A 14,720-nucleotide genomic window follows, 5' to 3' on the forward strand; every position below is an offset into this window, starting at 1 on the left:
GGCCGGAAGGTCAGACGAACCGCATCGGCGCGCCGGTCTCGACACGACCGGGCCGGTCGACGGTGCAGTAGACGCCGAGATTGTGGGCGTTGTGGCGGACCAGATTGCGCAGGATGGCGGGGTCATGGTCGAAACCATCCTGGGCGATGATGGTGAAGCCGCAGCGGCGGCACGGCTCCGAGATGGTCAGGACGAGGTCGCCGATGGCGAGCTTCTTGCCGATCCATTCGGTTTCAGGAAACGAGCCGTCGACCGGAGCCATGTCGACGACGATGTTGGGACGGAAGCGGCGCGGATCGGCGACCCCCTCCGGATGGAGCGCCTCCAGCCGTGCTAGCGAGGCGGTGGTCAGGAGATGGATCGGCGCCTTGCGGTAGCGCTCCTCGGTCAGCGGCCCGGCATAGCCGGCCGCGTTCTCCCCGTGGAACGGCCGGATCGAGGCGCCGAAGCCGAGATAGGCCGACACGACGCGGTCGCATTCGGCGCCGGGGGCGGCGAGCCAGTCGCCATCGGGGACGGCGATTTCCAGTTCGCTGTCGCGGCTCAGCCGGGTGCGGATGCGCGGCACCTTGTGCCATTTCACGTCGCGATCCGGCCGGGCGATCTCATTGTCCGAAGCATCGACAAGGCCGAACAGGCGGTCGCCCTCGATCCCAGCCGGTCCAACCAGTATGGTGTCCCGGCGCTCGCCGGCGAGCGAACTTGCCGGATAGCGCCACAACTGAGTGACGGTGCCCAATACCGCGTCTTCCCGCATCAGCCCTTCTTGTTCTGCCTGTTGGCAACGAGGTCGTCGACCACGGCCGGATCGGCAAGCGTCGAGGTGTCGCCGAGTGCGGAAAAATCATCCTCGGCGATCTTGCGCAGGATGCGGCGCATGATCTTGCCCGAACGCGTCTTGGGCAGGCCCGGCGCGAACTGGATCTTGTCAGGCGTGGCGATGGCGCCGATCTCCTTGCGGACATGGGCGACAAGCTCCTTGCGCAGATCCTCGCTCGGCTGCCCGCCGGCCATCAGGGTGACGTAGCAATAGATGCCTTGCCCCTTGATATCATGGGGATAGCCGACGACGGCGGCCTCGGAAACCTTGTCATGGCTGACCAGGGCCGATTCGACCTCGGCCGTGCCCATGCGGTGGCCGGAGACGTTGATGACGTCGTCGACGCGGCCGGTGATCCAGTAGTAGCCATCGGCGTCGCGGCGGCAGCCGTCACCGGTGAAGTATTTTCCTTTGTAGGCGGAGAAATAGGTCTGCACGAAACGGTCGTGATCGCCATAGACGGTGCGCATCTGGCCGGGCCAGGAATCGGTGATGCAGAGGTTGCCGTCGGCCGCACCGTCCACCACCTTGCCCTCGCTATCGACCAGCTGCGGCTTGATGCCGAAGAAGGGCCGTGTCGCCGAACCCGCCTTGAGGTCGGTGGCGCCCGGCAGCGGCGTGATCAGGATGCCGCCGGTCTCGGTCTGCCACCATGTATCGACGATCGGGACCCTGCCGTCGCCGACGACGTTGAAATACCACTCCCATGCTTCCGGGTTGATCGGCTCGCCGACCGAGCCCAGCACGCGCAGCGACTTGCGAGAGGTCTTCTTCACATGCGCGTCGCCGGCACCCATTAGCGCGCGCAGCGCCGTCGGCGCGGTGTAGAAGATGTTGACCTTGTGCTTGTCGATGACTTCCCAGAAGCGCGACTGAGAGGGGTAGTTCGGCACGCCTTCGAACATCAGCGTGGTGGCGCCGTTGGCGAGCGGCCCGTAGACGATGTAGCTGTGGCCGGTCACCCAGCCGACATCTGCGGTGCACCAATAGATGTCGCCGTCATGATAGTCGAAGACATATTGGTGCGTCATCGACACATAGACGAGGTAGCCGGCGGTGGTGTGCAGCACGCCTTTCGGCTTGCCGGTCGAGCCCGACGTGTAGAGGATGAACAGCGGATCCTCCGCCTTCATCTTCTCCGGCTTGCAATCAGACTTAGCCGTCGCGACTTCGTCGTGATACCAGACATCGCGTCCCGGCGCCCAGCCGATCTTGCCGCCGGTGCGGCGCACGACCACAACGGTCTTGACCTTGACATGGTGCTTGGCGGCGATGTCGATCGCCTTGTCGGTGTTTTCCTTGAGTGGAATGGGCTTGCCGCCGCGCAGACCCTCATCGGCGGTGATGACCAAGGTCGATTCGCAATCGACGATGCGGCCGGCCAAGGCGTCCGGCGAAAAGCCGCCGAAGACGACCGAATGGATAGCGCCGATACGCGTGCAGGCCAGCATCGCATAAGCCGCTTCCGGGATCATCGGCATGTAGATGGTGACGCGGTCGCCTTTCTTGACGCCGTGCTTCTTCATCACATTGGCGAGCCGGCAGACATGCCCGTAGAGTTCGTTGTAGGTGACTTTCTTGTCGTCGTAGGGGTTGTCGCCTTCCCAGATGATGGCGGTCTGATCGCCGCGCTTCTTCAGGTGGCGGTCGATGCAATTGTACGAGACATTGGTCTGGCCATCCTCGAACCACTTGATCGAGACCTTGCCGTCGAAGGAGGTGTTCTTGACCTTGGAGAAAGGCTTGAACCAGTCGATGCGCTTGCCGTGCTTGCCCCAGAACTTGTCTGGGTTCTTCACGCTATCGGCATACCATTTGAGGTAGGTGTCATTGTCGATCAGGGCGTTCTTCTTCCACGCCGGCTGGACGCGATGGACATGAACCTCGGACATCTCTTGGCTTTCCTCCCGAACCAGTCCGCCGGCTTGAAACGCCCGCGGGATCGCGGCGACGCAGCCGCGAATTCGGCGGCATTATTACCAGTTCCGTCGCGACGGCAACATTAGACGTTGGATTCGCGCGGCGGGATGCCGCAGGGGCGCTTTCCGGAACTGTCAGCACTCGACGCGGTTCGCTGCTAACCGCATGTTTTTACGCGAAAACTTCCCTTTGAGATCAACAAAAATCAATAGACAGTTAAGTAACGGCGCGCACAATTGGCAGCTGGGAGGAAAGGAGAATCAACCAGGGGACCGCCCAAGGGGACCATAATGCACGACCATCTTGAAATGGACCTGATGCTCAAAGGCTACGGCCTGACCACGGCCAAGATTCTTTATCATTTCCCCGACCACCCGCATCTCCTGCAGAGCTTCGTCTGGCAGGACTACGACATCGCTCCGAGGTTTCCGGTGCTGATCCGGTTCATCGAATTCTGGAAAGCCAAGCTCGACGGGCCACTGCATTCGGTGGTCTACACGCACCAGAAGCTGATCGCGCCGAATGAATGGCGCAAGGTGGATGGGGAGTTCGTGCTGCATTGAGCGGTGATACAGCTGATCTCCCCCGCAAGGGGGGAGATTGGCAGCTTCAACGCCAGCGCGGCTCAAACCGCCGGCGGGTTGAGGCGGGCGAAGCCTTCCTGACGCCTATAGGGAAAGTACGGATAGGGCGCGGTGACTTCGCTTGCGGCGTCGAGCTTCTTCACCTGCTCCGGTGTCAGCGCCCAGCCGACGGCGCCAAGGTTTTGGCGCAGCTGCTCCTCGTTGCGAGCGCCGATGATAACGGAGGAAACGGTCGGGCGCCGCAGCAGCCAGTTGATGGCGATTTGCGGCACGGTCTTGCCGGTTTCCTGCGCCACCGCGTCGAGCTCATCCATGACCCGATAGAGATGCTCGTCCCCGACCGGCGGCCCGAAATCAGCCGTCTCGTGCAGCCGGCTCTTTTCCGGCAGAGGCTGGCCACGGCGGATCTTGCCGGTCAGGCGGCCCCAGCCGAGCGGGCTCCACACCAGCGCGCCGACGCCCTGGTCGAGGCCGAGCGGCATCAGCTCCCATTCGTAGTCGCGGCCGAGCAGCGAATAGTAGACCTGATGCGCGGCGTAGCGGGGATAGCCGTGCTTCTCCGCCAAGCCGAGCGACTTCATCACCTGCCAGCCGGAGAAGTTGGAGGCGCCGACATAGCGCAGCTTGCCGGAGCGAACGAGGTCATCCAGCGTCGACAGCACTTCCTCGATCGGCGTGCCCGCATCGAAGGCGTGCAGTTGCAGCAGGTCGATATAATCGGTGCCGAGGCGCTTCAGCGCGGCGTCGACCGACTTGATCAGCCGCGAGCGCGAGGAGCCGTAGTCGCCCGGCCCGTCGCCCATCGGCAGCGCCGTCTTGGTCGAGATCAGCACCGCGTCGCGACGGCCCTTGATCGCTTCGCCGAGCACCTCCTCCGAGGCGCCGTTCGAATAGACGTCCGCCGTGTCGAACAGGTTGACGCCGGCCTCGAGACAGATGTCGATCAGCCGCCGCGCTTCCTGCGTGTCGCTGTTGCCCCAGGCGCCGAACAGCGGGCCGGAGCCGCCGAAGGTGCCCGCGCCGAATGAAAGCGCCGGGACTTTCAGGCCCGATGCGCCGAGACGTCGATAGTCCATTTTCTTGCTCCTGGTGGTTTGTAAAGAGGTCGAGAGGATTCGGGTGCCGGCTGGCGTCACGACCGGACGGAGACAGGCGCACCTGATGTGGTGCCACCATCAAGGTGCAGCGCCAGTCCAGCCACGGCGAGCGCCGCGAGCGGCAGCAGGGCGGCGACCCAGGTGAGCGAACCCAGTCCAAGGCCATGGGCGATGACCGCGCCGCCAAGCCAGGCGCCGGCCGCATTGCCGAGATTGAAGGCGGCGATGTTGAACGATGAGGCCAGGCTCTGGCCGGCGCCTTGCGCCTTTTCCAGCACCCACATCTGCAGCGGCGCCACTGTGGCGAAGGCGGCGGCGCCGAGCAGGCCGACATAGATCACGGCCATGACCTGGCTGTGGATGGCGAAGCTCATCGTGGCAAGCACCAGCGCCAGCACCACGAGGCTGCCGAGCACCGCCGGCACCAGCCAGCGATCGGCGATCTTGCCGCCGGCGAGATTGCCGGCGATGAGGCCGCCGCCAAAGACGAGCAGGATCGGCGATACAGCGGCTTCGCTGAAGCCGCTGATCTCGGTGAGCAACGGGGCGATGTAGGTGAAGACGGCGAAGACGCCGGCATAGCCGAGCACCGTGGTGGCGAGGCCGAGCAGGACGGGCGTGCGGCGCAGAACGGCGAGATCGGCGCGCAGATCGCTCTTCTCGGGCGCTGCCTGGCCGCGCGGCACCAGGGCGAGGATGACGGCGAAGGCCGCCAGGCCGACGGCGGTCACCGCCCAGAAGGTCGCACGCCAGCCAAAGGCTTGGCCGAGCCAGGTGCCGAAGGGCACGCCTAGGATGTTGGCGATGGTCAGGCCGGTGAACATCAGCGCGATCGCCGAAGCCTTCCTGTTGGGCGCGACCAGACCAGTGGCGACGACCGAGCCGACGCCAAAGAAGGTGCCGTGGGCGAAGGCGGTGATGATGCGGGCACCCATCAGCGTCCAGTAATCGGGCGCCAGCGCACAAGCGAGGTTGCCAATCGTGAAGATCGCCATCAGCGCCAGCAGCACGGTTTTGCGCGGCCAGTTGCCCGTGGCAATGGTCAACAAGGGTGCACCGATGACGACACCGAGCGCATAGGCAGAGATCAATTGGCCGGCGGCGGAGATCGACACGCCGAGGTCTTTGCTGACATCGATAAGCAGGCCCATGATGACGAATTCGGTAACACCGATGCCAAAAGCACCGGCGGCGAGGGCATAAAGAGCAAGAGGCATGGCGATGGTCCCATCTGTCGGCGAAGGACGCTCAGTCCGCGCCCCGGCCCGGAAGATCGTGATCCGCGATGTTGTGAACCAGACTTGCCCAAGGCATACTTCTTGTGAAATAGATTCACAGATGGCTAGGCCCGACATCAACCGTTCCGGCGAGATCGAAGTCTTCGTGCGCGTCGTCGAGGCGGGTAGTTTTTCGGCCGCGGCGCGGGGGCTGCGGATGACGCCATCGGCGGTGAGCAAGCTGATAGCACGGCTCGAAACCCGGCTTGGGGCGCGGCTTGTCAGCCGCTCGACGCGCAAGCTCCAGCTCACGCCGGAAGGGACGGCGTTCTACGACAGCGGCGTGCGCGTGCTCGCCGACATGGATAAGGCCGAGCGTGAAGCGGCGGCAGGAGCCGCGCCGCGCGGCAGGCTGAGAGTTAACAGCTACGTGCCGTTCGGCCAACACCGGCTGATGGAACTGCTGCCGCGCTTTCTGGAGCGCTATCCCGAAATTTTCGTCGAGGCTGTGCTGACCGACAGCGTGATCGACCTGCTGGAAGAGCGGGCCGATGTCGCGATCCGCGCCGGGCCGCTGCGCGAATCGAGGCTGGTGGCGCGCAAGCTCGGTCAAAGCCGAATGGTGGTGGTCGCGGCACCTTCATATCTCGAAGCACATGGCACGCCGCGCACGCTGTCCGATCTCGGGCGTCACAACATGCTCGCCTTCAGTTTCGCGCGGCATATCGACGGCTGGCCTTTTATCGATACGGCAGGCGCGCCGGTGATCACCCCGGTTGTCGGAAACCTGGCATTGACCGATGGCGAGGCGATGCGCCAAACGACCGTCGCCGGGGCCGGCATCGCCCGACTGGCGCGCTGGCATGTCGAACCCGACATTGCCGCCGGCCGGCTGGTGCCGCTGCTGGAAGATTTCAACCCCGGCGACGAAGAGCCGACGCATGCCGTCTATGTCGGCCAGGGCAAACACCTGCCGGCACGTGTGCGGGCCTTTCTCGACTTTCTTGCCGAGACCGTTCGGCTGTAATCGAAGCCGCGCGTCGATGAGACGCGCGGCGTTGAAGGACCGACTTGCCAGCGGTACGCGCTATGCCTTCGGCACGAAAGGCCCCGGACGACGGCCGGCGCCCTGGCGTTCGACCATCCAGCCGGGATATTCGGCGGGTAGTGCGCTCACTTCGTCAAGCCTGGCGAGATCGTCGGCATCAAGCTTGAGGCTGGTGGCGGCAAGGTTCTGCTCGAGCTGGTCCATGCGGCTGGCGCCGATGATCACGCTCATCACGAAAGGCTTGGCCAGGACATAGCCGAGCGCCACGGTCGCGACGCCGACATCATGCTTCTCGGCGACCTCCCGCATGACGGCGACCGCCGCCCAGGCGCGGTCCTCGTTGACCGGCGGGAAGTTGAAGGACGCGCGGCGGCCCTCGCCATTGCCCGGCGCGCCGGGCCCATATTTGCCGGACAGCAGCCCGCCAGCCATCGGCGACCACACCATCAGGCCGAGCTTCTCCTCGTTGATCAGCGGCACGATCTCGCGTTCGAGGTCGCGGCCGGCGATCGAATAATAGGACTGGACGGTCTCGAAGCGGGCAAAGCCCTTGCGGTCGGCGACGCCGAGCGCCTTGGCGATGCGCCAAGCCTGCCAGTTGGAGACGCCGACATAGCGGACCTTTCCGCTGGAGACGAGATCATCAAGTGCCCGCAGCGTCTCGTCGATCGGCGTCACCGCATCGGTGCCGTGCAACTGATAGAGATCGATATGGTCGAGCTGCAGCCGCTCCAAGCTGGCGTCGACCGAATCCATGATATGGCCGCGCGAGGAGCCGCGCTGGTTTGGTCCCTCACCCATGGCGCCGTGGACCTTGGTGGCGATGACCACGTTTGACCGGGCAACACCGAGATCCCTAAGCGACTGACCAAGCAGGCGTTCGGACTCGCCGACGGAATAGACGTCGGCCGTGTCGAAGAAGTTGATGCCGGCGGCGATCGAGCGGCCGACGATCTCGTTGACGCCCTTCTGGTCGAGGCTGGCGATCAGGCCCCATTGGGCGTTCTGGCCGGCGGCGCCGAAGGTCATGGTGCCGAGGCAAAGTTCGGAGACGAATAGCCCCGTGTTTCCAAGCTGATTGTAACGCATCGTGAGACTCCAGGAGGATGTGCGGTGACATCAAGGCAAATAGGAACGGCACGTTTCGTTTCAAGCACTGGTATAATGGTGCTCGTGGATCAGGCCCAGCGATATGCACGGCAAGCTGGAAATTCGGACTACCGGCTTCCAAAAATCGCCGAACCGACCCTGACGCTGGTGGCGCCAAAGGCGATCGCGGTCTCGAAGTCGCCGGACATGCCCATCGACAGTTTGGCGACCCCGGCTTCCTTGCCGAGTTTCTCCAACAAGGCGAAGTGGGGGCCGGGGTTCTCGTCCGCCGGCGGGATGCACATCAGGCCTTCGATGCCGAGGCCGTGCACTTCCCGGCAGCGTCTGACGAAGGCGACCGCCTCGCTCGGTTCGATCCCGGCTTTCTGCGGTTCGGAACCGGTGTTCACCTGGACATAGAGTTTTGGCGCACGGCCTTGCCGGACAATTTCCTTGGCGAGCTCCGCGGCGATCTTGTCGCGGTCGACCGTCTCGATGACCTCGAACAGAGCCACCGCTTCCCTCGCCTTGTTCGACTGCAGCGGACCGATCAGGTGCAGTTCGATGTCGGGGAAAGCTTCCCTCAGGTCAGGCCATTTGCCTTGCGCTTCCTGCACGCGGTTTTCGCCGAAGACGCGCTGGCCGGCCTCGATGACCGGGCCTATGTCGGCGGCGTCGAAGGTCTTGGAGACTGCCACCAGCGTCACCGCGCCGGCTTTACGGCCGGCCTCCCGCTCGGCGGCGGCGATCTTCGCCTTGACCGCGAAAAACTGCTGAACGGTGTCGCCCATATGCAAATCCCGCTGTTTTGACCCGCGTTTTTGTCAGCCGCGATGCCCATATGGTTGACGGGTTTGCCAAACCATGGTGAACACCCGGACCACATTTCATGAACTGCCGGGCTCTTGCCCGCAGTCCGTATGCTTTTAAGTGAAAAACGTCCCATGGCAACCGAACGATACAACCCGCGCGCGTCAGAACCCAAATGGCAGAAGGCCTGGGCCGAGAAGAAGCTTTTCGAAGCGCACAATGACGATCCGCGTCCGAAATACTACGTGCTGGAAATGTTCCCCTATCCGTCGGGGCGCATCCATATCGGCCATACCCGCAATTACACGATGGGCGACGTGGTGGCCCGCTACAAGCGCGCCAAGGGTTTCAACGTGCTGCATCCGATGGGCTGGGATGCCTTCGGCATGCCGGCTGAGAACGCCGCTATGCAGAACAAGGTGCATCCCAAGGAATGGACCTACCAGAACATCGCCGCCATGCGCGAGCAGCTCAAGGTAATGGGCCTGTCGCTGGACTGGGCGCGCGAATTCGCCACCTGCGACGTCGATTACTACCACCGCCAGCAGATGCTGTTCCTCGACTTCGTCGAGAAGGGGCTGGTGACGCGCAAATCCTCCAAGGTCAACTGGGATCCGGAGGACATGACGGTGCTCGCCAACGAGCAGGTCATCGACGGGCGCGGCTGGCGCTCCGGTGCGCTGGTTGAACAGCGCGAGCTGACGCAATGGTTCTTCAAGATCACCGACTTTGCCCAGGATTTGCTGGATTCATTGGACGGTCTCGACGAGTGGCCCGAAAAAGTGAAGCTGATGCAGCAGAACTGGATCGGCCGTTCGGAGGGCCTGCTGATCCGCTGGCCGCTGGCCTCGGAAATCTCCGGCGAGCATGAGCTGGAAGTCTACACGACAAGGCCGGATACCATTTTCGGCGCCTCGTTCATGGCAATCGCCGCCGATCATCCGCTGGCCAAGAAGGCCGCGGAGACCAATCCGGCCCTGGCGAAGTTCATCGACGAAGTGCGCCATATGGGCACTTCGGTGGCGGCGCTCGAGACGGCCGAGAAGAAGGGCTTCGACACCGGCATCCGCGTCGTCCATCCCTTCGACGATAGCTGGACGCTGCCTGTCTACGTCGCCAATTTCGTGCTGATGGAGTACGGCACCGGCGCCATCTTCGGCTGTCCGGCGCATGACCAGCGCGACCTCGACTTCGCCAACAAATACAGCCTGCCGGTGGTGCCGGTGGTGATGCCTGATGGCGCCGATGCCAAGACGTTCCAGATCGTCGACGAGGCCTATGTCGACGATGGCGCGATGATCAATTCGCGGTTCCTCGACGGCATGACGCCGGACAGCGCTTTCGATGAAGTCGCCAGGCTGCTGGAGCAAAAGACCATCGGCAACCGGCCAATGGCCGAGCGCAAGGTGAATTTCCGCCTGCGCGACTGGGGCATTTCGCGCCAGCGCTACTGGGGCTGCCCGATCCCGATGATCCATTGCGAGGATTGCGGCGTGGTGCCGGTGCCGAAGGCCGATCTGCCGGTCAAGCTGCCCGACGATGTCGATTTCGACCGGCCAGGCAATCCGCTCGACCGTCACCCGACCTGGCGGCATGTGAAGTGCCCGCAATGCGGCAAGGACGCGCGGCGCGAAACCGACACGATGGACACGTTCGTGGATTCGTCCTGGTATTTCGCCCGCTTCACCGCGCCCTGGGCGCATGAACCGACCGATCCCAAGGCAGCGAACGAGTGGCTGGCGGTCGACCAATATATTGGCGGCATCGAGCATGCGATCCTGCATTTGCTCTATTCGCGTTTCTTCACCCGCGCCATGCGCGAGACCGGCCATGTTGCCCTGGCCGAGCCGTTCAAGGGCCTGTTCACGCAAGGCATGGTGGTTCACGAAACCTACCGTGTCGGCTCGGCGTCGAATGGGCGCTGGCTGGCGCCGACCGAGGTTCGTCTGGAGGACGTCGACGGCAAGCGCCGCGCCATCGACGTCGCCACCGGCGAGGCGGTCACCATCGGCCCGCTCGAGAAGATGTCGAAGTCGAAGAAGAACACGGTGAGCCCGGAAGACATCACCGATGGCTACGGCGCCGACACGGCGCGCTGGTTCATGCTGTCGGATTCGCCGCCCGAGCGCGATGTCGAGTGGACCGACGACGGTGCCGCCGGCGCGCATCGCTTCATGCAGCGCATCTGGCGGTTGGTGTCGACGGCGGCCGAGACGCTGGCAGGGGTCACGCCCAAGGCGGCCGATGACGGCGAGGCCGGGGCGGTTTCCAAGGCCGCGCACAAGGTCCTGAAGGCGGTCGGCGAAGACATCGAGAAGCTCGCCTTCAACCGCGCCATTGCTCGCATCTATGAACTTGCCAACGCGTTGACAGCCCCGCTCAACGAAGTGGCGGAAGGCAAGGCCGTTCCGGCGCTGAAAAGCGCCTGCCGCGAGGCGGTCGAGATCATGGTGCATCTGATCGCGCCCGTGATGCCGCACCTGGCCGAAGAGTGCTGGGAGACGCTGGGCGGCGTCGATCTGGTGGCCGAACGGCCGTGGCCGGTCTTCGATCCGGCACTGGTCGTCGACAACGAAGTCACCTATCCGGTGCAGGTCAACGGCAAGAAGCGGGGGGATTTGACAATTGCCCGCGACGCGGACCAAGGTGCGGTCGAAAAAGCGGTCTTGGCTCTCGACTTCGTGCAGAAAGCACTTGAAGGTAAGGCTCCGCGCAAGGTGATCATCGTGCCGCAGAGGATCGTCAATGTCGTTGCCTGATCGGGAAAAGACAGAGCTGGGCCGTCTGCTGCGCCGCATCGCGCTTGCCGGCCTCGTCGGTTCGCTGGCGCTCATTTCGGCCTGCCAGGTGCGGCCGCTCTATTCGAGCGCGCCGTTGTCGACGGGCTCGACCGCCAATGCCGAGATGGCATCGATCGCGGTCAAGCCGGTCCGGACGCGCTATGCCCAGCAGGTGCGTAACAATCTGATCTTCGGGTTCGGGCGCGGCGCCGGCGAGCCCGCCTCGCCGCTTTATTCGCTCGACCTCGGCGTGAGCGAAGGCGTTGAATCCTCGGCGCTGGTACAGAATGGAACCGATCAGGACGAGCCGACCGCCGGTTCGGTGACGCTGACCGCAGGCTACACGCTGACCGATGTGAAAACCGGCGCGGTGATCGCCGTCGGCAAGCGGGCGATCACTTCCTCCTTCGACAGGCCGCGTCAGGAGTTTGCCTCCTACCGGGCGCAGATCGACGCCGAGAACCGCGCCGCGCGCGAACTGGCTGAAGCCCTGCAGCTGTCGATCGCCCAGGATCTGGCCCGGCACGGCAAGGCGGCCAGCTAGCGCGTTCGCCGTCTCAAAAGAGGGCCGAACGCCCTCTCTCATTCTCTCGATATCCTGATGCTGTGTCCGGCGATGGAAACGCGCCGGCAGCCGGGCTTTTGGCGCCATGTGAATGCTGTCCGCGGGTTTTTCACGTGACCAAGGTTCGCTCCGCTTTCCAGCCCAGCGCTTCGCCGCGAAAGATGCGTCTCGATCGCTCCAGCGACGCTGACGGGAAGCAACTGTTAACCACTCGCTCCCTATTGCTCGGCAGTCGTTTCACAGTGAGTCTTGAGCATGGAAGCCAGGCGTTTTTCTCGGATCAATTCGTTGCACACAGCTGCGCCCGATGACCCCCAAGGAGAGCGTTCCGGCGGCCCGCGCGGCAAGGTCGATGTCCGCCAGTCCGGCGCTTCTTTCCCGCAGGGTGGCGACACCGAAAGCCCGGCCTGGCAGGAGTATTTTTTCCTTGCGCCCAATGTGCGTTTTACACGCACGCCGGACTATGAGCCAAAGCACCGCCAACCGCAGGACGACGTTGCCGAGCAGGACGCACGGCAGGCGCTCCCGACGCAGCAGGTCGGTCCTGGCACCGTCATGCATCGCGGACCGGCACCGGCCGGGCCCGCTCAGCCGGCGCGTAGCGGCGAGACGGCGAAAGGCGTTGCCCCGGCGGCTCTAAAGGTGCCAGCAACGGCACGGGCGGCCACGCGCCCGGCGCCCGTTGGCGGGAATGGCGCGCCGGTCAAAGCAGCCCCCGCTGAAAAAGCGCGGCGGCCCTATCTTTCGGATCACGCCTTCTTCGAGGGCTTGGCGCCGCTTCTGGTCGACGTGACGCCCGCCCGCCAAGTCAGCCCGGTCCCGCATGCACCGGTGCCGGCTCCGCCGGTTGCCGCCGCCCGGGCCGATGTCTCAGGACCGGCGGTGGCCGATGTCACCGCCTTGTTCCGTGTCATCGAATGCCTTCCTGGCCAGGTTCCACCTGCCCTGCCGGACGTCTTTCCGGCCAACTCCAACAAGGTGGTGGTCGAGCCGGCCGTCCCGGCGGGCAGAGCCGCCCGGCTGGGTCGGACAACAGCCGCGACGGCGCCTGCCGCAGCCAGCGCCGCCCCGGCGCCACTTTTGCAACGCGTGGAGGAAACCGTTCCCGCCGTGCGTTCGCCGTCGCTGCCCATGGCCGGAAAGGTTGTGCAGCCGGTGACGGGCGAAGGCTACGCGCTTCCCTCGGAGGAGCTGCTGCAGCAGCCGCCGGAAGGGCAAGGCTTCTACATGTCGCAGGAGCGGCTCGAGCAGAATGCCGATCTCCTGGAAAGCGTGCTAGAGGATTTCGGCGTGCGCGGCGAGATCATCCATGTTCGCCCCGGCCCGGTCGTTACCCTTTACGAGTTCGAACCGGCGCCGGGCGTCAAATCCTCCCGCGTGATTGGTCTCGCCGACGATATCGCTCGCTCCATGTCGGCGGTCTCGGCGCGCGTCGCCGTGGTGCCCGGCCGCAACGTCATCGGCATCGAGCTGCCGAACGAGACACGCGAGACCGTCTATTTCCGTGAACTGATCGAATCGCAGGGCTTCCGCAAGACCAGCTGCAAGCTGGCGCTTTGCCTTGGCAAGACGATCGGCGGCGAACCTGTCATCGCCGAGCTGGCGAAAATGCCGCATCTGCTCGTCGCCGGCACCACCGGGTCCGGCAAGTCGGTCGCCATCAACACCATGATCCTGTCGCTGCTCTACCGGTTGAAGCCGGAAGAATGCCGGCTGATCATGGTCGACCCGAAGATGCTTGAGCTGTCAGTTTACGACGGTATCCCGCACCTTCTGACGCCCGTCGTCACCGATCCCAAGAAGGCGGTTACCGCGCTCAAATGGGCAGTGCGCGAGATGGAAGACCGCTATCGCAAGATGGCGCGGCTCGGCGTGCGCAACATCGACGGCTACAATGAGCGTGCCGCCACTGCCCGCGACAAGGGCGAGACGGTCGTCATGACCGTGCAGGCCGGCTTCGAGAAGGGCACCGGCGAGCCGCTGTTCGAACAGCAGGAGATCGACCTAGCGCCGATGCCCTACATCGTCGTCATCGTCGACGAGATGGCCGACCTGATGATGGTCGCCGGCAAGGAGATCGAAGGCGCAATCCAGCGCCTGGCGCAGATGGCGCGCGCCGCCGGGATCCACCTGATCATGGCAACGCAGCGGCCTTCCGTCGACGTCATCACCGGCACGATCAAGGCCAACTTCCCGACCCGCATCTCCTTCCAGGTCACCTCCAAGATCGACAGCCGCACCATTTTGGGCGAGCAGGGTGCCGAGCAGCTGCTCGGCCAGGGCGACATGCTGCACATGATGGGCGGCGGGCGCATCGCCCGCGTGCACGGCCCCTTTGTGTCCGACGCCGAGGTCGAGCATGTCGTGGCGCATCTGAAGGCGCAGGGCCGCCCCGAATATCTGGAGACCGTGACGGCCGACGAGGATGAAGAGGAAGAGGAAGACGACCAGGGAGCGGTCTTCGACAAGGGAGCCGTTGCCGCCGAGGACGGCGATTCCAGCTATGACGAGGCGGTCAAGGTGGTGTTGCGCGACAAGAAATGTTCGACGTCCTACATCCAGCGCCGCCTTGGCATCGGCTACAACCGCGCCGCTTCACTGGTCGAGCGGATGGAGAAGGAGGGTCTGGTCGGCGCACCGAACCATGTCGGCAAGCGCGAGATCATGGCGGGCAAGCGCCCACCGGTAACCATCCCGGGGGATGACGGCACGGATCGATCGGCCCCTTGATCCGCAACGCATAAAAAAGGCCGGTTGCCCGGCCTTTTTTCGTATCGGGCATAAGCTCGC

Annotated in this window: 11 protein-coding genes; 5 read left to right on the forward strand and 6 right to left on the reverse strand. The window is 64.3% G+C overall.

Going from position 1 to position 14,720, the window contains the following annotated elements; translation table 11 throughout:
* Positions 1-10: 10 nt before the first annotated feature.
* Together FJ943_RS03785 and acs are read right to left on the reverse strand one after the other, a co-directional pair.
* Entirely contained in the window at positions 11-757 is a 747-nt protein-coding gene (locus FJ943_RS03785; RefSeq protein WP_140719871.1) for an MOSC domain-containing protein, read from the reverse strand.
* Entirely contained in the window at positions 757-2,712 is a 1,956-nt protein-coding gene (acs, locus tag FJ943_RS03790; RefSeq protein WP_140719873.1) for an acetate--CoA ligase, read from the reverse strand. Before acs ends, FJ943_RS03785 begins: the two co-directional genes overlap by 1 nt.
* 318 nt (positions 2,713-3,030) lie before the next feature.
* Here acs and FJ943_RS03795 point away from each other — a divergent pair, with 318 nt between their 5' ends.
* Positions 3,031-3,303, forward strand: a complete 273-nt coding sequence (locus FJ943_RS03795) for an aspartate-semialdehyde dehydrogenase (RefSeq protein WP_140616568.1) — start codon at positions 3,031-3,033, stop codon at positions 3,301-3,303.
* 62 nt (positions 3,304-3,365) lie between these two features.
* Here the strand turns inward: FJ943_RS03795 and FJ943_RS03800 are convergent, their stop codons facing one another.
* Both FJ943_RS03800 and FJ943_RS03805 read right to left on the reverse strand, forming a co-directional pair.
* A complete protein-coding gene (locus FJ943_RS03800) occupies positions 3,366-4,400 on the reverse strand; it encodes an aldo/keto reductase (RefSeq protein ID WP_140719875.1) in 1,035 nt (344 codons plus the stop codon).
* Between the two features lie 56 nt (positions 4,401-4,456).
* Positions 4,457-5,638, reverse strand: coding sequence for an MFS transporter (locus FJ943_RS03805; RefSeq protein ID WP_140719877.1), 1,182 nt, complete (start codon positions 5,636-5,638; stop codon positions 4,457-4,459).
* A 121-nt stretch (positions 5,639-5,759) separates the two neighbouring features.
* On the opposite strand from FJ943_RS03805, the gene FJ943_RS03810 reads away from it, so the two are divergent.
* Positions 5,760-6,665, forward strand: coding sequence for a LysR family transcriptional regulator (locus FJ943_RS03810; protein WP_140719878.1), 906 nt, complete (start codon positions 5,760-5,762; stop codon positions 6,663-6,665).
* Positions 6,666-6,725: 60 nt separating this feature from the next.
* On the opposite strand, the gene FJ943_RS03815 is transcribed toward FJ943_RS03810, so the two are convergent.
* Both FJ943_RS03815 and FJ943_RS03820 read right to left on the reverse strand, forming a co-directional pair.
* Positions 6,726-7,775, reverse strand: coding sequence for an aldo/keto reductase (locus FJ943_RS03815; protein WP_140719880.1), 1,050 nt, complete (start codon positions 7,773-7,775; stop codon positions 6,726-6,728).
* A 128-nt stretch (positions 7,776-7,903) separates the two neighbouring features.
* Positions 7,904-8,566, reverse strand: a complete 663-nt coding sequence (locus FJ943_RS03820; protein ID WP_140719882.1) for a YggS family pyridoxal phosphate-dependent enzyme — start codon at positions 8,564-8,566, stop codon at positions 7,904-7,906.
* Between the two features lie 153 nt (positions 8,567-8,719).
* On the opposite strand from FJ943_RS03820, the gene leuS reads away from it, so the two are divergent.
* The 3 genes from leuS (at position 8,720) to FJ943_RS03835 (ending at position 14,660) form a co-directional block, all read left to right on the forward strand.
* Positions 8,720-11,344, forward strand: coding sequence for a leucine--tRNA ligase (gene leuS / locus FJ943_RS03825; RefSeq protein ID WP_140719884.1), 2,625 nt, complete (start codon positions 8,720-8,722; stop codon positions 11,342-11,344).
* Positions 11,331-11,909: an LPS assembly lipoprotein LptE gene (locus FJ943_RS03830; RefSeq protein ID WP_015315162.1), complete on the forward strand. Its 579-nt coding sequence runs from the start codon at positions 11,331-11,333 to the stop codon at positions 11,907-11,909. The genes leuS and FJ943_RS03830 overlap by 14 nt, the downstream gene beginning before the upstream one ends.
* Before the next feature lie 276 nt (positions 11,910-12,185).
* Positions 12,186-14,660, forward strand: coding sequence for a DNA translocase FtsK (locus FJ943_RS03835; RefSeq protein WP_140719886.1), 2,475 nt, complete (start codon positions 12,186-12,188; stop codon positions 14,658-14,660).
* The last annotated feature ends 60 nt before the right edge of the window (positions 14,661-14,720 follow it).

It is taken from the genome of Mesorhizobium sp. B2-3-10 (assembly GCF_006442275.1).
Taxonomy (GTDB): Bacteria; Pseudomonadota; Alphaproteobacteria; order Rhizobiales; family Rhizobiaceae; genus Mesorhizobium; species Mesorhizobium australicum.

Excerpts from the sequence above, each read along its gene's own strand:
- FJ943_RS03805 (WP_140719877.1), bottom strand. The coding sequence starts at position 5,638 with ATGCCTCTTGCTCTTTATGCCCTCGCCGCCGGTGCTTTTGGCATCGGT.
- FJ943_RS03785 (WP_140719871.1), bottom strand. The coding sequence starts at position 757 with ATGCGGGAAGACGCGGTATTGGGCACCGTCACTCAGTTGTGGCGCTAT.
- FJ943_RS03815 (WP_140719880.1), bottom strand. The coding sequence starts at position 7,775 with ATGCGTTACAATCAGCTTGGAAACACGGGGCTATTCGTCTCCGAACTT.
- leuS (WP_140719884.1), top strand. The coding sequence starts at position 8,720 with ATGGCAACCGAACGATACAACCCGCGCGCGTCAGAACCCAAATGGCAG.
- acs (WP_140719873.1), bottom strand. The coding sequence starts at position 2,712 with ATGTCCGAGGTTCATGTCCATCGCGTCCAGCCGGCGTGGAAGAAGAAC.
- FJ943_RS03795 (WP_140616568.1), top strand. The coding sequence starts at position 3,031 with ATGCACGACCATCTTGAAATGGACCTGATGCTCAAAGGCTACGGCCTG.
- FJ943_RS03810 (WP_140719878.1), top strand. The coding sequence starts at position 5,760 with ATGGCTAGGCCCGACATCAACCGTTCCGGCGAGATCGAAGTCTTCGTG.
- FJ943_RS03835 (WP_140719886.1), top strand. The coding sequence starts at position 12,186 with ATGGAAGCCAGGCGTTTTTCTCGGATCAATTCGTTGCACACAGCTGCG.
- FJ943_RS03820 (WP_140719882.1), bottom strand. The coding sequence starts at position 8,566 with ATGGGCGACACCGTTCAGCAGTTTTTCGCGGTCAAGGCGAAGATCGCC.
- FJ943_RS03800 (WP_140719875.1), bottom strand. The coding sequence starts at position 4,400 with ATGGACTATCGACGTCTCGGCGCATCGGGCCTGAAAGTCCCGGCGCTT.
- FJ943_RS03830 (WP_015315162.1), top strand. The coding sequence starts at position 11,331 with ATGTCGTTGCCTGATCGGGAAAAGACAGAGCTGGGCCGTCTGCTGCGC.